The organism is Modestobacter sp. L9-4 (assembly GCF_019112525.1).
In the GTDB taxonomy this organism is placed as follows: Bacteria; Actinomycetota; Actinomycetes; order Mycobacteriales; family Geodermatophilaceae; genus Modestobacter.
In genome coordinates, this window is the sequence record NZ_CP077800.1 from 2,188,460 (window position 1) to 2,203,826 (window position 15,367).

Annotated in this window: 14 protein-coding genes and 1 pseudogene; 4 read left to right on the forward strand and 11 right to left on the reverse strand. The window is 73.7% G+C overall.

All coding sequences use genetic code 11. The features are described 5' to 3' along the window. Positions 1-20 precede the first annotated feature (20 nt). On the forward strand, positions 21-719 hold the full coding sequence (locus tag KUM42_RS10320) for an NUDIX domain-containing protein (RefSeq protein WP_237491976.1): 699 nt from the start codon (positions 21-23) through the stop codon (positions 717-719). Positions 720-729: 10 nt separating this feature from the next. On the opposite strand, the gene KUM42_RS10325 is transcribed toward KUM42_RS10320, so the two are convergent. From KUM42_RS10325 to KUM42_RS10365, 9 genes and pseudogenes are all read right to left on the reverse strand, one after another. Continuing rightward, positions 730-1,623, reverse strand: coding sequence for a DUF1524 domain-containing protein (locus KUM42_RS10325; protein ID WP_237491978.1), 894 nt, complete (start codon positions 1,621-1,623; stop codon positions 730-732). A gap of 158 nt (positions 1,624-1,781) precedes the next feature. After that, positions 1,782-2,555: a hypothetical protein gene (locus KUM42_RS10330; protein ID WP_237491980.1), complete on the reverse strand. Its 774-nt coding sequence runs from the start codon at positions 2,553-2,555 to the stop codon at positions 1,782-1,784. Between the two features lie 74 nt (positions 2,556-2,629). Further along, positions 2,630-3,178 carry a YkvA family protein gene (locus tag KUM42_RS10335; RefSeq protein ID WP_237491982.1) on the reverse strand — a complete coding sequence of 183 codons (549 nt, stop codon included), beginning with the start codon at positions 3,176-3,178 and terminating at the stop codon, positions 2,630-2,632. 94 nt (positions 3,179-3,272) lie between these two features. Continuing rightward, positions 3,273-4,643, reverse strand: a complete 1,371-nt coding sequence (gene dnaB / locus KUM42_RS10340; RefSeq protein WP_237491984.1) for a replicative DNA helicase — start codon at positions 4,641-4,643, stop codon at positions 3,273-3,275. A gap of 583 nt (positions 4,644-5,226) precedes the next feature. Further along, complete coding sequence (gene rplI / locus KUM42_RS10345) at positions 5,227-5,673, reverse strand: 50S ribosomal protein L9 (protein ID WP_237491986.1); 447 nt, start codon at positions 5,671-5,673, stop codon at positions 5,227-5,229. 11 nt (positions 5,674-5,684) lie between these two features. Next, positions 5,685-5,948 carry a 30S ribosomal protein S18 gene (gene rpsR, locus KUM42_RS10350; RefSeq protein ID WP_237496668.1) on the reverse strand — a complete coding sequence of 88 codons (264 nt, stop codon included), beginning with the start codon at positions 5,946-5,948 and terminating at the stop codon, positions 5,685-5,687. Between the two features lie 76 nt (positions 5,949-6,024). After that, positions 6,025-6,527 (reverse strand): annotated as a pseudogene (locus tag KUM42_RS10355) (single-stranded DNA-binding protein). 2 nt (positions 6,528-6,529) lie between these two features. Beyond that, positions 6,530-6,817, reverse strand: coding sequence for a 30S ribosomal protein S6 (rpsF, locus tag KUM42_RS10360; protein WP_237491988.1), 288 nt, complete (start codon positions 6,815-6,817; stop codon positions 6,530-6,532). A 172-nt stretch (positions 6,818-6,989) separates the two neighbouring features. Then, complete coding sequence (locus KUM42_RS10365; protein WP_237491990.1) at positions 6,990-7,994, reverse strand: hypothetical protein; 1,005 nt, start codon at positions 7,992-7,994, stop codon at positions 6,990-6,992. Positions 7,995-8,098: 104 nt separating this feature from the next. Between KUM42_RS10365 and KUM42_RS10370 the strand changes: the two genes are divergently transcribed. Beyond that, positions 8,099-8,914, forward strand: coding sequence for a deoxyribonuclease IV (locus KUM42_RS10370; RefSeq protein ID WP_237491992.1), 816 nt, complete (start codon positions 8,099-8,101; stop codon positions 8,912-8,914). A gap of 66 nt (positions 8,915-8,980) precedes the next feature. Here the strand turns inward: KUM42_RS10370 and KUM42_RS10375 are convergent, their stop codons facing one another. Next, on the reverse strand, positions 8,981-10,540 hold the full coding sequence (locus KUM42_RS10375; RefSeq protein ID WP_237491994.1) for a glycosyltransferase family 87 protein: 1,560 nt from the start codon (positions 10,538-10,540) through the stop codon (positions 8,981-8,983). An 18-nt stretch (positions 10,541-10,558) separates the two neighbouring features. Further along, complete coding sequence (locus tag KUM42_RS10380; RefSeq protein WP_237491996.1) at positions 10,559-13,132, reverse strand: transglycosylase domain-containing protein; 2,574 nt, start codon at positions 13,130-13,132, stop codon at positions 10,559-10,561. A 448-nt stretch (positions 13,133-13,580) separates the two neighbouring features. On the opposite strand from KUM42_RS10380, the gene KUM42_RS10385 reads away from it, so the two are divergent. Both KUM42_RS10385 and KUM42_RS10390 read left to right on the forward strand, forming a co-directional pair. Next, a complete protein-coding gene (locus KUM42_RS10385) occupies positions 13,581-14,204 on the forward strand; it encodes a PadR family transcriptional regulator (RefSeq protein WP_237491998.1) in 624 nt (207 codons plus the stop codon). A gap of 83 nt (positions 14,205-14,287) precedes the next feature. Next, entirely contained in the window at positions 14,288-15,367 is a 1,080-nt protein-coding gene (locus KUM42_RS10390) for an inositol-3-phosphate synthase (protein ID WP_237492000.1), read from the forward strand.

Genomic DNA, 15,367 nt, shown 5'->3' on the forward strand with positions numbered 1-15,367 from the left:
CCGACGATTATTGTCGTGTCGTGCCCGGCTACAACCCGACCGACTTCCCCGCCGTCGCCGTCACCGTCGACCTCGTGGCGCTGACGGTCACCGCCGACCGGCTCGCGGTGCTCGTGGTGCGCCGCGGTGAGGAGCCGTTCGCCGGGCAGGAGGCGCTGCCCGGCGGGTTCGTCCGCCCCGACGAGGACCTGCTGGCCGCGGCCCAGCGCGAGCTGGCCGAGGAGACCGGCGTCGGCCCGGAGAGCGCCCACCTGGAGCAGCTGGCCTCCTACGGCGCACCCGGCCGCGACCCGCGGATGCGGGTGGTCACCGTCGCCCACCTCGCCCTGGTCGCCGACCCGCCCGCGCCGCAGGCCGGCACCGACGCGGTGGCGGCCCGCTGGGCGCCGGTCGAGGAGGTGTCCCCGGGGCTGGCCTTCGACCACGACGCGGTGCTGCGGGACGGCGTCGAGCGCGCCCGGGCCAAGCTCGAGTACAGCTCGCTGGGTGCGTCGTTCTGCGCACCGGAGTTCACCGTCGCCGAGCTGCGCCGGGTCTACGAGGCGGTGTGGGGGCGCCGGCTGGACCCGCGCAACTTCCACCGCAAGGTCACCGGCACCGCCGGGTTCCTGGCGCCCACCGGGGAGACCACCACCCGGGACGGCGGCCGGCCCGCCCAGCTCTACCGCCGCGGGCCGGCCACCGCGCTGCACCCGCCGCTGCTGCGCACGGACGGCTGAGCCGCTCGCCTCACTCGCAGGCGGTGCCGTCCCCGTCGCCGTCCATGCTGTCGGACCAGCCGGGGTCGCCGCGGTGCAGCGGGGCGGCGCCGGCGGCCCGGGCGGCGGCGCAGTTCGCGAACGGCCCGGCGGCCGGCGCGGTGGACGGCGGGGTGGACGGCGCGGTGGACGGTCCGGCGGGACCGTCGGCCGGTCCGGCGTCCGGGGCGGGGACCGGCTGGCCGGGGCAGGTGTCGAGCACCCGGGCCATGGCGTCGTGTTCGGCCTGGGTGACCCACAGTCCGTAGCTCGCCTTCACCGCCACCTGGCGGGCGACGTAGCTGCAGCGGTAGCCGCGCTCGTCGGGCAGCCAGGTCGCGGCGTCGGCGTCGCCCTTCTGCCGGTTGGCCGAGTAGTCGACGGCCAGCAGGTTGAGCGGGTCGTTGGCGATCGCCGTCCGGCGGGCCTCGTCCCAGGCGAAGGCGCCGGTCTGCCACGCGTTGCCCAGCGCGACCACGTGGTCGATGTCGACGCTGGTGCCGTCGCCCTTGCGGAACGCGATGGTCTGCCCGGTGTACGGGTCGTCGAGGGTGCCGCTGACCACGACGCAGTCGCTGCCGGGCTTGAACGCCTCGTCGACGAGGTCGCGGGCGAGGACGTCGTTGCGGGTGTCGCAGCCGTTGTGGTCGACGTCGGCCCACTGCTGGCCGAACTGGTCGCGGTCGTAGCCGGTGTCGGGGGCCCGGCCCTTGACCGCCAGCCGGGCCAGCACCGCGGCAGCCGGCTCACCGGCGGCCGGTGCCCCGGCCTGCGCCTGGACGGCGGCCTCGGAGACCGCGTCCGGCGTCGGGCTCGAGGCGGGCAGCGAGCAGCCGGCGGTGCCCAGCGCCGCGGCGGCGAGCAGGACGGTGATGCGGTGTTTCACGTGGAGCCCCCGGGAGTCGGTCAGCGCTCGACGCTACGAGCGACCGGACCTCATCCGGGGCTGCGACGCGCGGTCGGAGCAGACCTCACAGGGGACGACGACAGGGGCCCGGCTGACCCGCCGGACCCCTGCCCTCCGCACCGCGCTGGCAGCTGGGCTCAGCCCTTGCCGCCCCTGCCCTTGCCGCCCTGTCCGCCGTCGCCCTCGCCTGCGTCGCCGTGTCCTGCATCGCCGTGTCCTCCGTCGGCGTGTCCGCTGTCGCCGTGGCCGCCGCCGGTCTCACCGCCGTCCGTGCCGTGCCCGCCGCCGCCGGACGCGTCCGGCTCGTGGGACGCCTCGGGGGCCTCCGGCTGCTCGACCTCCTGGTGGGTGTCCTGGTGGGCGTCCTTGCCGGCACGGGCGGCGTCCGAGACGGCCTTGCCGTGGTCGCGGCCGCTCAGGGTCTCGTCGTGGGCGACCGTGGAGACGGCGGCTCCGTGGCCGCCGTGGTGCGCGTCCTCGCCGCCCTCGGGGGCCTCCTCCTCGGGGTGCTCGACCTCAGGTGCCTCGGCCTCGGGGGCCTCGGGGGTCACGGGGTCGGCGACCTCGGGCTCGGTCGGCTCGGGCGCCGTCGGCGCGGGGGCCGTCGTCCCCGGCTCGGTCACGACGGGGTCGGTGACCTCCGGCTCGGTCTCCACCGGCTCGGGGACGACCGGAGCGCTCGGCTCCGGCGTGGTGACCTCGGGCTCGGCCTGCTCGGGGTCGGGGACGACCGGCTCGGTCGCCGGGGCGTCCACCGAGACCTCCGTGCCGGAGGAGACCGACTCGACGGCCTGGGCCGTCGCCGCGGCCCCACCGCCCACGACGACGAGAGCGGTGGCGCCGGCGGCGATCTTCGCGGCGAGGCCGGCGGAGCCGACCTTGCCCAGCAGGCCGGTGAGGAGTGCGTGCACGAGGGAGCTCCCTGGTTCGTCGGACGGAGGCGTCGAGGTGGTGTCGGCACCCCGCGCCCACACCTGGAGGCGGTTCACCCCTTCGTGCACCCGGTCACGGCCACCACGGCGCCCGTGCACGCCCGGCGTGGGGCGCGACGCCCCGCCAGGGCGGGCTCGTCGGCTCGCCGGGCGGGTCGGATGGGCTCCACGGCCGCTGGGGCCGGCCCGCACCGGTCAGGCGGGGAGCCGGGCCAGCCGTCGGAGGGCGGCCAGCCCTCGGGCGTGCCCGGCCAGTTCCGCGACACCGCCTCGGCGCCCGCCCGGCGGACCACCGAGCGCAGGACGAGCGCGACGAGGAGCGCGTCGTCGGCGTAGCCCAGCACCGGGATGACGTCGGGCACCAGGTCGATCGGCAGCGCGAGGTAGCCCAGCAGCAGCCACAGCCGCACCCGCACGCCCCGCGGCAGCTCGCCGTCGGCGGCCAGACGGCGCACCAGCCGCACCACGTCGGGCAGCAACCGGAGCAGCCCGCGTGCGCTCAGGTCGTCGGTGCGGGTGGCCCAGAGCACGGCCAGGAGCAGCAGCCACAGCACCAGCAGCCCGGCGAGGACCCCGACCAGCGACCAGGCCCAGCCGGGCATGTGTGCTCCGTTCCCCGCTCCCCGGTCGACGGGGCCTGCGGCGGTGTCGTCCGCCCCGCGCGCGGGACCGCGGGGCCGGCTGGGGACGGGCCGGTCAGTTGGCCATGTCGACGAAGCGTGAGTAGTGGCCCTGGAAGGCAACGGTGACGTTGGCGGTGGGGCCGTTGCGGTGCTTGACCAGCATGATGTCGGCCTCCCCGGCCCGCGGGGACTCCTTCTCGTACATGTCCTCGCGGTGGATCATCATCACCATGTCGGCGTCCTGCTCGATCGAGCCGGACTCACGGAGGTCGGACAGCATCGGCTTCTTGTCCTGACGCTGCTCGGACCCACGGTTCAGCTGGCTCATCGCGATCACCGGCAGCTCGAGCTCCTTGGCCAGCAGCTTGAGCGCACGGGAGAACTCCGAGACCTCCTGCTGGCGGCTCTCGACCTTCTTGCCCGAGGTCATCAGCTGGAGGTAGTCGATGACGATGAGCTTGAGGTCGTTGCGCTGCTTGAGGCGGCGCGCCTTGGCCCGGATCTCCATCATCGTCATGTTCGGTGAGTCGTCGATGTAGAGCGGGGCGTCGGCGATCTCGCCCATCCGGCGGGCCAGCTTCGACCAGTCCTCGTCGGACAGGGTGCCGGCGCGCATGTGGTGCAGCGGCACCTTCGCCTCGGCCGACAGCAGACGCATGGTGATCTCGTGCTTGCTCATCTCGAGCGAGAAGATCGCCGCGGGCATGTGGTGCTTCACCGTCGCCGACCGGGCGATGTCCAGGCCCAGGGTGCTCTTGCCGACACCGGGTCGGGCGGCGATGACGACCATCTGGCCGGCCTGCAGGCCGTTGGTGAGCTCGTCGAGGTCGCGGATCCCGGTGGGGACGCCGCGGGCGGTGCCACCGCGGCTGGCGATCGCGTCCAGCTCGTCCATGGTGGGCTGCAGGACGTCGGCCAGGCGCGAGTAGTCCTCGCTCATCCGCTTCTCGGTGACGTCGTAGATCTCCTGCTGGGCGCGGTCGACGATGTCGTCGACGTCGCCCTTGCCGCCGGCCGCGCCGTAGCCGAGCTGGACGACGCGGGTGCCGGCTTCGACCAGCCGGCGCAGCACGGCCTGCTCGGCGACGATCGCGGCGTAGTAGCCGGCGTTGGCCGCGGTGGGCGTGGAGGCGATGAGCGTGTGCAGGTAGACCGCGCCGCCCATCTTCGACAGCTGGTCGGTGCGGTTCAGCTCGGCGGCGACGGTGATGGCGTCGGCGGGCTCACCGCGGCCGTAGAGGTCCAGGACGACGTCGAAGACGATCTGGTGGGCCGGGCGGTAGAAGTCGGCGCCGTGCAGGACCTCCACCACGTCGGCGATGGCGTCCTTGCTCATCAGCATGCCGCCGAGCACCGACTGCTCGGCAGCGACGTCCTGAGGGGGCTGCCGGTCGTACTCCGGAGCCGCGGCCCGCGGCCTGCTGATGTCGTCGAGTACCGCCACGTGGTCCACCCTTCTCTGCCGCACCCGGGGGGCTGGACCCCACCGCGACGGCGCAACCTGCTCGAACAGCTGTTCGACACACAGCTACCACCCGGCTCTGACAGTCCTCGGGCCGGGTGGGAGCTGGGGACGACGCTAGGAACCCGGCAGCGGTACGTCCACCACCGCTGTGCACGCCTCTCTGCACAACTTGTGGACAAGTCGGTGGATTGCGGTGGTCACCGTGTGGAGACGGCGGGGGAGCGGGCCCGTCGTGTCCCGTCAACCCGCCCGTCACCTGCACTCGGTCCGTGCGCAGGCTGTGGACGGAAGAAATCTCCCCGATCCGGCGGGTGTCGTCCGTCACCGGCGTGTCGGGCCGTTCCCGCTGGTCACACGCGTACCGCACGACGCCGACCAGGGCGCGCGCGGGGGTCGGTGACCGCTGCGCGGACGTGCGCGACCGCCCCGGCGTCCACCTGCCGTCCACCCGGCGCCCCCGGACGCCGTGTCGACACGGGGGCGCGGTGACCCGGCCCGGGAACGCCACGAGGGGCGCCGGACCGGGGTCCGACGCCCCTCGGGCGGTGGTGCTGTGGAGAACTCAGCCCGCGACGACGTCCAGGGTGACCGGGACGCTGACCTCCGGGTGGACCCGCACCGTGACGGTGTGGGTGCCGACGCTCTTGATGCTGCTGGGCAGCTCGATGCGACGGCGGTCCAGCTCGGGGCCACCAGCGGCGGTGACCGCAGCGGCCACGTCGGCGGTGGTGATGCGGCCGAAGAGACGGCCACCGTCACCGGAGCGGGCGGGCAGGGTCACGGTCAGCCCGGAGAGGCGGGCGGCGACGGCCTGGGCCTCCTCGAGCGTGCGCACGTCACGCGCGTCACGCGCACGACGCAGACCAGCGATCTGCTTCTCGGCCCCGCGGGTGGCGATCATGGCCAGCCCACGCGGCAGGAGGTAGTTGCGGCCGTAGCCGCCCTTGACCTCGACGGTGTCGCCGGAGGAACCGAGACCGGTCACCTCGGCGGTCAGGATCAGCTTCATGGTGCTCATGGTCAGCGCGCCGTGGAGGTGTAGGGCAGCAGTGCCATCTCGCGGCTGTTCTTCACGGCCACGGCGACGTCACGCTGGTGCTGGCTGCAGTTGCCGCTGACGCGGCGGGCACGGATCTTGCCGCGGTCGGAGATGAACTTCCGCAGCAGGGTCGTGTCCTTGTAGTCGATGTAGGTCGCCTTGTCCTTGCAGAACTGGCAGACCTTCTTCTTGATCTTGCGGGGGGAGGCTTCGGCACTTGGGGTTCTCCAGGGAGAGTCGTTCAGAGATGTTGTGGGTCAGGCCCCGTCGCAGGGTCCCGGTCCGCGCGGAGCGTGGACCGGGGGGCGACGGGGTCCTTCATCAGAAGGGCGGTTCGTCGGACGAGGCCGGCGGAGTCGACCAGGGGTCGCTCGCACCGCCGCCGGAGAAGCCGCCACCGCCGCCGCCACCGCCACCGTTGCCGCCGCCGAAACCACCACCGCCGCCGCCACCCTCGCTGCGGGCAGCGCGGGTGACCTTGGCCGTGGCGTAGCGGAGCGAGGGGCCGATCTCGTCGACCTCGAGCTCGATGACGGTGCGCTTCTCGCCCTCCTTCGTGTCGAAGGAGCGCTGCTTGAGGCGCCCCGACACGATGACCCGCGAGCCGCGGGTGAGGGACTCGGCGACGTTCTCGGCCGCCTGGCGCCAGACGTTGCACCTCAGGAACAGCGCCTCGCCGTCCTTCCACTCCTGCGACTGACGGTCGAAGGTGCGGGGGTCGAGGCGACGGTGAAGTTGGCGACGGCGGCGCCGGACGGGGTGAACCGCAGCTCCGGGTCGGCCGTCAGGTTCCCGATGACGGTGATGACGGTCTCGCCGGCCATGGTCAGTGGACCTCGGGCCGCATCAGCTTGGTGCGCAGGATGGACTCGTTGAGGTTCAGCTGACGGTCCAGCTCGGCGACAGCGGCAGGCTCGGCCTGGATGTCGACGATGGCGTAGATGCCCTCGGCGTTCTTCTTGATCTCGTAGGCCAGCCGACGGCGGCCCCAGATCTCGGTCTTGACGGTGCCACCGGAGTTGGTGACGACGGTCAGGAAACGGTCCAGGCTGGGAGCGATGGTGCGCTCCTCGAGCTCGGGGTCGAGGATGATCATCAGTTCGTAGTGACGCACGGAGAACCCCACCTCCTCTGGTCTCAGCGGCCGCAGGGGATCTGCAGCAGGAGGGTCGTACACGCGTCGCCCACCCCGTCCTGACCCACGGGAGCGGGCAGCAGACGGGACGAGCACTGCACAGGCTACCAGCGCGCCGGTCCGCGCCCCGCCGCGCTGTGGACGCAGCGCCTCACCGGTCAGCCCAGCGTCCGCGCAGGGTGCGCACCAGCGCCCAGCCGACGGTCGTCAGCGCGACCAGGGCGAGCACCGCCGGGAGGCTGAGCTCCGGCGGCGGCACCGTCGCCGCGTCGACGGCCCCCGGCGGCGTCGCGTCGTCCGCGGTCGTCTCCCCGGGGCCGACCGGAGGACCCCCGGCGTGCTGACCGCTGGACCCGGCCAGGTCGTCGCTGGCCGGGTCGAGGACGGCCGGCGGGAGGACCGGCCGGACGGCGGACGGCGTCGCCGCGGGGCTCGCACCGGTCACGGGGGTGGGTCCCTCCTCGGGCGCCGGGGCGCCCGGGTCTGCGACCGCCGGGGCGGGGGCCGCTGGCCCCGTGGGCGCCGGCACCGGTCCGTCCGCCTGGACAGGTGAGGGGTCGCCCACCGGCACGCGGACGTCGGCTGGCGGTGCCGTGTCCGCCGGCGCGGCCGTCGGGAGGGTCACCGGGGGCGCGGCCACCGATGGCGCGGGGGCGGGCGGGACGGGAGCGGGCTGTGCCGGAGGGGGCGCAGCCGGGAGGGGCGGGGTGGTGGTCCGCACCACCAGTGGCGCGCGCACCGGCAGGGCCGGCAGCCCGGCGTCCAGGGCCGCAGGGCCCACGGTGTCCAGCCGGTAGGCGTAGGTGATCGTGCAGACGCCGCAGTCGGCGGTGAACTGCTCGGTGACTCCCTCGCCGGGGCCCAGCGACACGGTGCCCGAGGGCAGCTGCAGGGTGAGGACGGTCTGCGCGGTGACCTCGACGAGCGAGGGCAGCAGGCCGCCGTCGCCGACCTGCACGGTGGTGCCCGGGACCTGGTTGACGAACGTCACCGAGCCACCGGCGTCGACGGTGGCCACCGGCGTGGACAGGTCGCGGATCGGCACGGTGACCGCGGCGGCCGCACCGGCGGCGGGGGCGAGGACGGCGGCGACGGTCAGCCAGCCCAGGACGGCGGCCCCGACGAGCCGGCGCCGGGCGCGAGCGTGGGTGCGCACGTCCACCTCCGGTCCTGTCGACACAGCAGCACCGCGCGACTACCCAGCGGCGCCCGCGGTGACACCGCCGTCCGGGGCGCCCGCCCGCGCACTACGGTCGTCGGATGGCTGAGCAGCTGATCGGTGTGCACGTCGGACCGGGCCTGACCGACGACAACGAGCTCGACGACGGCGGCCCGCTGGCCCGGGCCGCGGAGATGGACGCCGACGCCGTCCAGGTGTTCCTCGCCGACCCGCAGGGCTGGAAGAAGCCGCTGCCGCGCCCGGACGCCGACGCGCTGCTCGCCTCCGACGTCGCCGTCTTCGTGCACGCGCCCTACATCGCGAACGTGGCGTCGACGAACAACCGGATCCGGATCCCCAGCCGCAAGCTGCTCGCCCAGCACGCGGCGGCGTCGGCGGCGATCGGGGCGGCCGGCATGGTCGTGCACGGCGGGCACGTGCTGGCCAAGGACGACCCAGCAGCCGGCGTCGACAACTGGCGCAAGACGTTCTCCCGGCAGGCCGACGACGGCGGGTTCGGCGTCCCGGTGCTGATCGAGAACACCGCGGGCGGTGACAACGCGATGGCCCGCGAGCTGGACGCCGTCGCCCGGCTCTGGGACGCGGTCGGGGAGTTCGGCGCCGGGTTCGTGCTGGACACCTGCCACGCCTGGGCCGCCGGCTGGGACCTCACCCGCGTCGTGGACGACGTCCGGGCGATCACCGGGCGGATCGACCTGGTGCACCTGAACAACAGCCGCGACCCCGCCGCCTCCGGCCGCGACCGGCACGCGCCGCTGGGCTCGGGGGAGATCCCGCTCGAGCTGCTGGTCGGGGTGGCCCGGGCCGCCGGTGCGCCGCTGGTCCTGGAGACCCCCGGCGACGCCGCCGAGCACGCCGAGGAGATCGCCCTCCTCCGCGAGGCCCTGTCCCGCTGAACGTCGGCCCTCCTGCAGGGGCCCGCCGCGAGCTCGCGAGTGGTGGGGGGCAGGAGGGTCCTCCCGCTATGCCTCTGCGGTCTCCGCGGCCAGTGGACGGCGCCGACGCCGCAGTGTGCGCACCGTGACCACATCGGGGGCGCCGTCCAGGACGCCGCCGGTGGGGTCGTCGGTGCCGGGCCAGCTGCGGCGCACCAGGTCGGCGTCGGGCCGCAGGACGTCGCGGACCACCAGCCCGGCGAGCACGACCACGACGACGTCGCGCAGGCCGACCGACAGGTAGAACCACTCGACGCCGATGCCGCGCTTGTCGGTGCCGAGGTAGTACAGCATCGTGGTGAGCCAGACCAGGGCCTCGGTGACCTGCCAGACCAGCAGCTCGCGCCACCGCGGCCGGGCCAGCACCGCCAGCGGCAGCAGCCACAGCGAGTACTGCGGGCTCCACACCTTGTTGAACAGCAGGAACGCCGCGACCAGCAGGAACGCCAGCTGGGGCACCCGGGGGCGCAGCGGCGCGGCCAGGGCGAGCACCCCGACCCCGATCGAGGTGGCCAGCATCAGCAGCGCGACGGTCGCGTTGAGCACCGAGGGGGTCTGTCCCGCCGCCAGCGGCCCGTCCAGCGCCTGCCCGTCGGTGAGGTCCAGCAGCATCGCCCAGATGCTCTCCGGGTTGGCCGGGCGGGTGTCGCTGAGGCTGAAGAACCGGGCCCAGTTGTCCGGTGCCGCCAGCGCGATCGGCAGGTTCACCGCCAGCCAGGCCAGGGCGGCGGCCACCGCGGCCGACGTCCAGGCGCGCAGCCGGCCCGCCCGGACGCACAGCACCAGCAGCGCCCCGAGCAGCAGCACCGGGTAGAGCTTCGCCGCGATCCCCAGGCCGATCAGCACCCCGGCCAGCACCGGACGCCGGCGGGCCCAGGCGAGCATGCCGAAGGTGGTGAGCGCGACGGCCAGCAGGTCCCAGTTGGTGAAGGCGTGCACCAGCAGCAGCGGCGAGAGCCCCACCATCGCCGCGTCCCAGGGACGGCGTCCGGTCAGGCCCAGCACCCCGCGGGTGACCAGCAGGGCCAGCGCCGCCAGCAGCAGGCAGGTGACCACGTAGTAGGTCTCGACCGGCACGGTGTCCGGCAGCAGGCCCGGGCCCGCGGCCAGTCCGTCGTAGGCCCGGCCGACCACCGCGGCCAGCTGCATCAGCCCACCGGTGAGCACCGGGTACTCGACCGGTGAGTCCAGGTAGGGCACCTCACCGCGGTCCTGCCCGTGGATGCCGAACAACGGGACGGCGTCGTTGTAGCAGAGGTGGGTGTACTGCTTCGACCCCGACCAGTCCCCGCTCGCGCAGGGCGCCTGCTTGGCCCAGGCCAGGGCGAGGACGACGACGGTGAAGAGCAGGCAGACCCGCAGCGGCGTCCAGAACAGCGCCCGCCCGGTGACGGCGTGCCGGCCCCACGGGCCCCCGACGGCCTCGCTGGCCTGCGCCACGACCGGGTCCACCCAGCTCGGGACGACGCGGTCGGGAGCGCCCGGGAGCGCGACGTCCGGCTGCGGCCGGGTGGTCGCGGAGGCGCCCGACGCGACGGGCCCGCCCTCCGGGGGTGCGGAGGACGGGCCCGTCGACGGTGCGGTCACGCGGTCAGTGTGCCTGCGTCAGTTGGTGGGACCACTGGGGATCGGCTGCACGGGCGCCGACGGCTGGGCCGGTGGGGACGGCTGCGTCTGCGTGGGCGTCTGCGTGGCCGCCGCCCGGCTGGCCTCCGCCGCCTGCCGCCGGGCCTCGTCGGCCTTGCGGGCCTCCTCGGCGATCTGGCGTGCCCGGTCGGCCTCGGCCCGGGCCCGGTCGCGTGCCCGGGACTCCGCTGCGCCGGTGCTCTGCGGCGCGGCGGCGGTGGCGGAGGGCACGGGTGCCTGCGCGGTCTCCGGCACCGGGACGACCGCGGCCGGGGGGAGCGCCGTGACCGGGGCCTCGGTCGTCGGATCGGCGACGGCCTTGGTGCCCTTGTCGCCCTTGATGACCGCCTTCGTCGGCAGCGGCTCCTCGGGCGTGCCGGCCAGCACGGTGTTCATGAACTCCTGCCAGATGGCACCCGGCAGCCCGGACCCGTAGATGATCTTCCCCTGGACGTTGGTGATCGCGGCGCTGCCCTGGGTGCCCATCCACACGGCGGTGGAGATCGACGGGGTGTAGCCCACCATCCACGCGTCCGAGTTGTCCTGGTCGTTGAGGCCCTGGGTGCCGGTCTTGGCGGCCACCGGCCGGTCGCCCTCCAACGGCCGCTTGGACGACTTGGCGACGTCCTCGAGGGCGAAGGTGACGTCGCTGGCGACGCTGGGGTCGATGACCGGGGAGGCACCGTTGCTGCCGTCCTTGACCTCCAGGACGGTGCCCTCGCTGTCGGTGACCTGGGCGACGAAGTGGCGGGGGTGGTACATCCCGCCCGCGGCCAGGGTCGCGAAGCCCACGGCCTGGTCGATCGGGCGCACCGGGTACTCGCCGATCCCGATCGCGCCACCGGTGACCTCGCCCTCGGTGGCCGTCAGGGTCGCCTTCCCACGGAGGCCCGGCGGCACGGACGAGTCCTCCGCGCCGAAGGTGTCGTCCATGCCCATCGCCTCGCGGGCGGTCTTCGCGACGTTGTCGGCACCGACCTCGACGGCCAGCCCGTAGAAGGTGGTGTTCAGCGACTTGGTGATCGCCTCCTTCAGCGTGCACGCCGGGCACTGCACGTTGCCCGAGTTGCGCACCGGCTTGCCGGGACGGTCCTTGAACTCCTGCGGTGAGGAGCCGTCACGTCGCGCGTCCACGCTGATGCCCTGCGCCAGTGCCGTGGCCAGCGTGTACGGCTTGAACGACGAGCCCGGCGGCTTGAGCGCCTCGGCGTAGTCGGTGGTGTCCGTGGCCGGGTCGTCACTGGTCTGCGCGTTGCCGTAGTAGGCGAGCACGCCGCCGGTCTTGGGGTCGATCGCCACCAGCGCCTGCCGGAGGGCGGGGTCCTCCCCGGCCATGACGTCCTGGACGCTGGCCACCGCGGCGGCCTGCTTGTCCTTGTCGACCGTGCTGGTGATGCGCAGCCCGGCGCTCTCGACGTCGGCGTAGCCGTCGGCCTGCACCTCGTCGAGCACCTGGCGCACGACGAGGCCCTCGGGCCCGGTCGGGATGCCGACCTGGGCCGTGGTCTTCGGCAGCACGGCCGGGTAGACCATCGGCGTGCGTGCGGCCGGGTCGACCCAGCCGGCCTCGACCATGGCGTCGAGCACCAGGCCCCAGCGCTTCTGCGCGCCCTCGGGGTTGGTCTCGGGGTCGTTGGCGCTGGGGTTGCGGATCAGCACCGCCAGGACGGCACCCTGCTCGGCGGTCAGCTGGGAGGCCGGGACGCCGAAGTAGGTGGTCGCCGCGGTCTCGATGCCGTAGGCGCCGCGACCGAAGTAGATGGTGTTGAGGTAGTTCTCGAGGATCTCGTCCTTGGTGTACTCGTTGTCCAGCTTGACCGCGAGGAAGAGCTCCTTGAACTTGCGGCTGTAGGTCTGGTCGGAGTTCAGGATCGCGTTCTTCACGTACTGCTGGGTGATCGTCGACCCGCCCTGGGTCGAGCCACCGGTGACGTTGTTCCAGGCCGCCCGCGCGATCCCGGTGAAGGAGATGCCCGGGTCGTCGTAGAAGCTGCGGTTCTCCGCGGCCAGGACGGCGTTGCGGGCCGGCTCGGAGATCTCCGACAGCTTCACGTTGGTGCGGTTGCCGCCGGGGGAGGTGAGCCGGGCCATCTCCGTGACGCCGTCGGAGTAGTAGACGACCGAGGCCTGCTTGTTGGTGATCGAGTCCGGGGAGGGGACGTCGGTCGAGGCGTAGACGACCCCGACGAAGACCCCGAGCAGCACCAGCATGCCCAGGAACGCCCCGGCGAGGACCTTCAGCCAGCGACGCCGCCGCTGCTTGCCCGTCCGCTTCCTCTTGCCACCGGCGGGCGGACGACCGGGTCCACCGCTGCTGCTGCCGCCGGGACGACGTCCCCCGGTCGGCGGCTTGACCGGCGGTCGCCCGCCGCCGCCGCCGGACCGTGCCGCCGGCGGCCGCGCGTCGCCCCGCGAGGACGCCGCACGGGCGCGGCTCGGGGACGCGGGACGGCGCGGCGCGTCGGCACCGCCGGTCGCCGACCGGGCCGCCGAGGGGCGGCGGACCGATCCGGCACTCGGGCCGACGCGGGCGGTCTCGTCGAAGGGAGGCACGCGGTGGCCCCTTTCCTGCAGCTCGTGGGTTGTCGGGTGGCGAGGTGTCGCTCCACCCGGCGCACCCAGGATGACGTCTCGGGCTGTGCGTGGGGGAGGGACGGAGCGGGATCGGAGCACGGCCGCCTCGTGCGACACACCCGACCCAGCCGTGCGGCGACTACTCCGTCGCGACCCGGCGTCGGCTCGTGCCCGGGACCGGCCCTGCTCCCCGGACCGTCCGTCCGGGGTGCTGCGAGGCGATCAGCGCGCGACGTCGCAGCGCGGAGTCCACCGACCGTCGACCGGGCACGGCCGCCAATCTACCCACCGGAGCCCCTCCGGTGGCCCTCCCGCGATGTCGACACGGGCACACCGCGGGCCGTCCGGCCACCCGCCGACTTGCGCCCGGCAGTACGGGCAGATGTATCGTGCCGATACATCGACCAGCCGAGAGTGAGGTGACACGGTGCTCGAGTTCGCCATCCTGGGGTTGCTGCACCAGTCGCCCGTGCACGGCTACGAGCTGCGCAAGGAGCTCGCCGCGGTCCTCGGTGGGCGCCGCAGCATCAGCTACGGCTCGCTCTACCCGGCGCTCAAGCGCATGCACGCCGCCGGGCTCATCGCCAGCGACGAGCCCACGCCCCGCGCGCTGCTGCCCGCCGACGCCCCGGCGCTCACCGGCCGGCGCGGCAAGGTCGTCTACACGATCACCCCCGCGGGCCGGGAGCGGTTCGCCGACCTGGTCAGCGAGGCCGGCCCCGAGGCCTACGACGACGAGGGACGCTTCGGCGTCCACCTCGCCAACTTCGCCCACACCGCCTCCGACGTGCGGCTGCGCATCCTCGAGGGCCGCCGCCGCACGCTCGAGCGCCAGCGCGACCGGCTCCTGGAGTCCCTGCGCCGCACGCAGGAGCGGCTCGACCGCTACACCCTCGAGTTGCAGCGGCACGGCCTGGACTCCGTCGACCGCGAGGTCCGCTGGCTCACCGAGCTCATCGACAGCGAGCGCACCGACCCCGGCGCCGCACCCCCGGCGGCCGAGCCGCCGGCCCCCCGGACAGCACCACCAGCACCGTCCCGCACCACCTGATCAGCACCACCCGATCTGCACCACCCGATCTGCACCACACATCGTCCGGGCCCCGCGAGGGGCCCGTCGGAGGGAGACAGTCCATGGCATCGGTCAAGGTCGCCATCGTCGGCGTCGGGAACTGCGCCGCCTCGCTCGTCCAGGGCGTCGAGTACTACAAGGACGCCGACGAGACCGCCACGGTCCCCGGCCTCATGCACGTCCGGTTCGGCGACTACCACGTCTCCGACATCGAGTTCGTGGCCGCGTTCGACGTCGACGGCAAGAAGGTCGGCCGCGACCTCTCCGAGGCGATCGGCGCCAGCCAGAACAACACCATCAAGATCGCCGACGTCCCGCCGCTCGGCGTGACCGTCCAGCGCGGCACCACCCTCGACGGGCTGGGCAAGTACTACCGCGAGATCGTCGAGGAGTCCGACGAGGCGCCGGTCGACATGGTCGCCGCGCTCCGCGAGTCCGGCGCCGACGTCCTCGTCTGCTACCTGCCCGTCGGTTCGCAGCAGGCCGCGGAGTTCTACGCGCAGGCCGCCATCGACGCGCAGGTCGCCTTCGTCAACGCCCTCCCCGTCTTCATCGCCGGCACCCCCGCTTGGGCGCAGAAGTTCACCGACGCCGGTGTCCCGATCGTCGGCGACGACATCAAGAGCCAGGTCGGCGCCACCATCACCCACCGCGTGCTCGCCAAGCTCTTCGAGGACCGCGGCGTGCAGCTGGACCGCACCATGCAGCTCAACGTCGGCGGCAACATGGACTTCAAGAACATGCTCGAGCGCGAGCGCCTGGAGTCCAAGAAGATCTCCAAGACCCAGTCGGTCACCAGCCAGGTCGACCGGGACATGGGCAAGGACAACGTCCACATCGGCCCCTCGGACCACGTGCCGTGGCTCTCGGACCGCAAGTGGGCCTACGTCCGCCTCGAGGGCCGCGCGTTCGGCGACGTCCCGCTGAGCCTGGAGTACAAGCTCGAGGTCTGGGACTCCCCGAACTCGGCCGGCATCATCATCGACGCCGTCCGCGCCGCGAAGATCGCCAAGGACCGCGGCATCGGTGGCCCGATCCTGTCGGCGTCCTCGTACTTCATGAAGAGCCCGCCGGTGCAGCACGACGACAGCGAGGCCCGCGACCTGGTCGAGGCCTTCATCCGCGGCGACATCGAGCGCTGA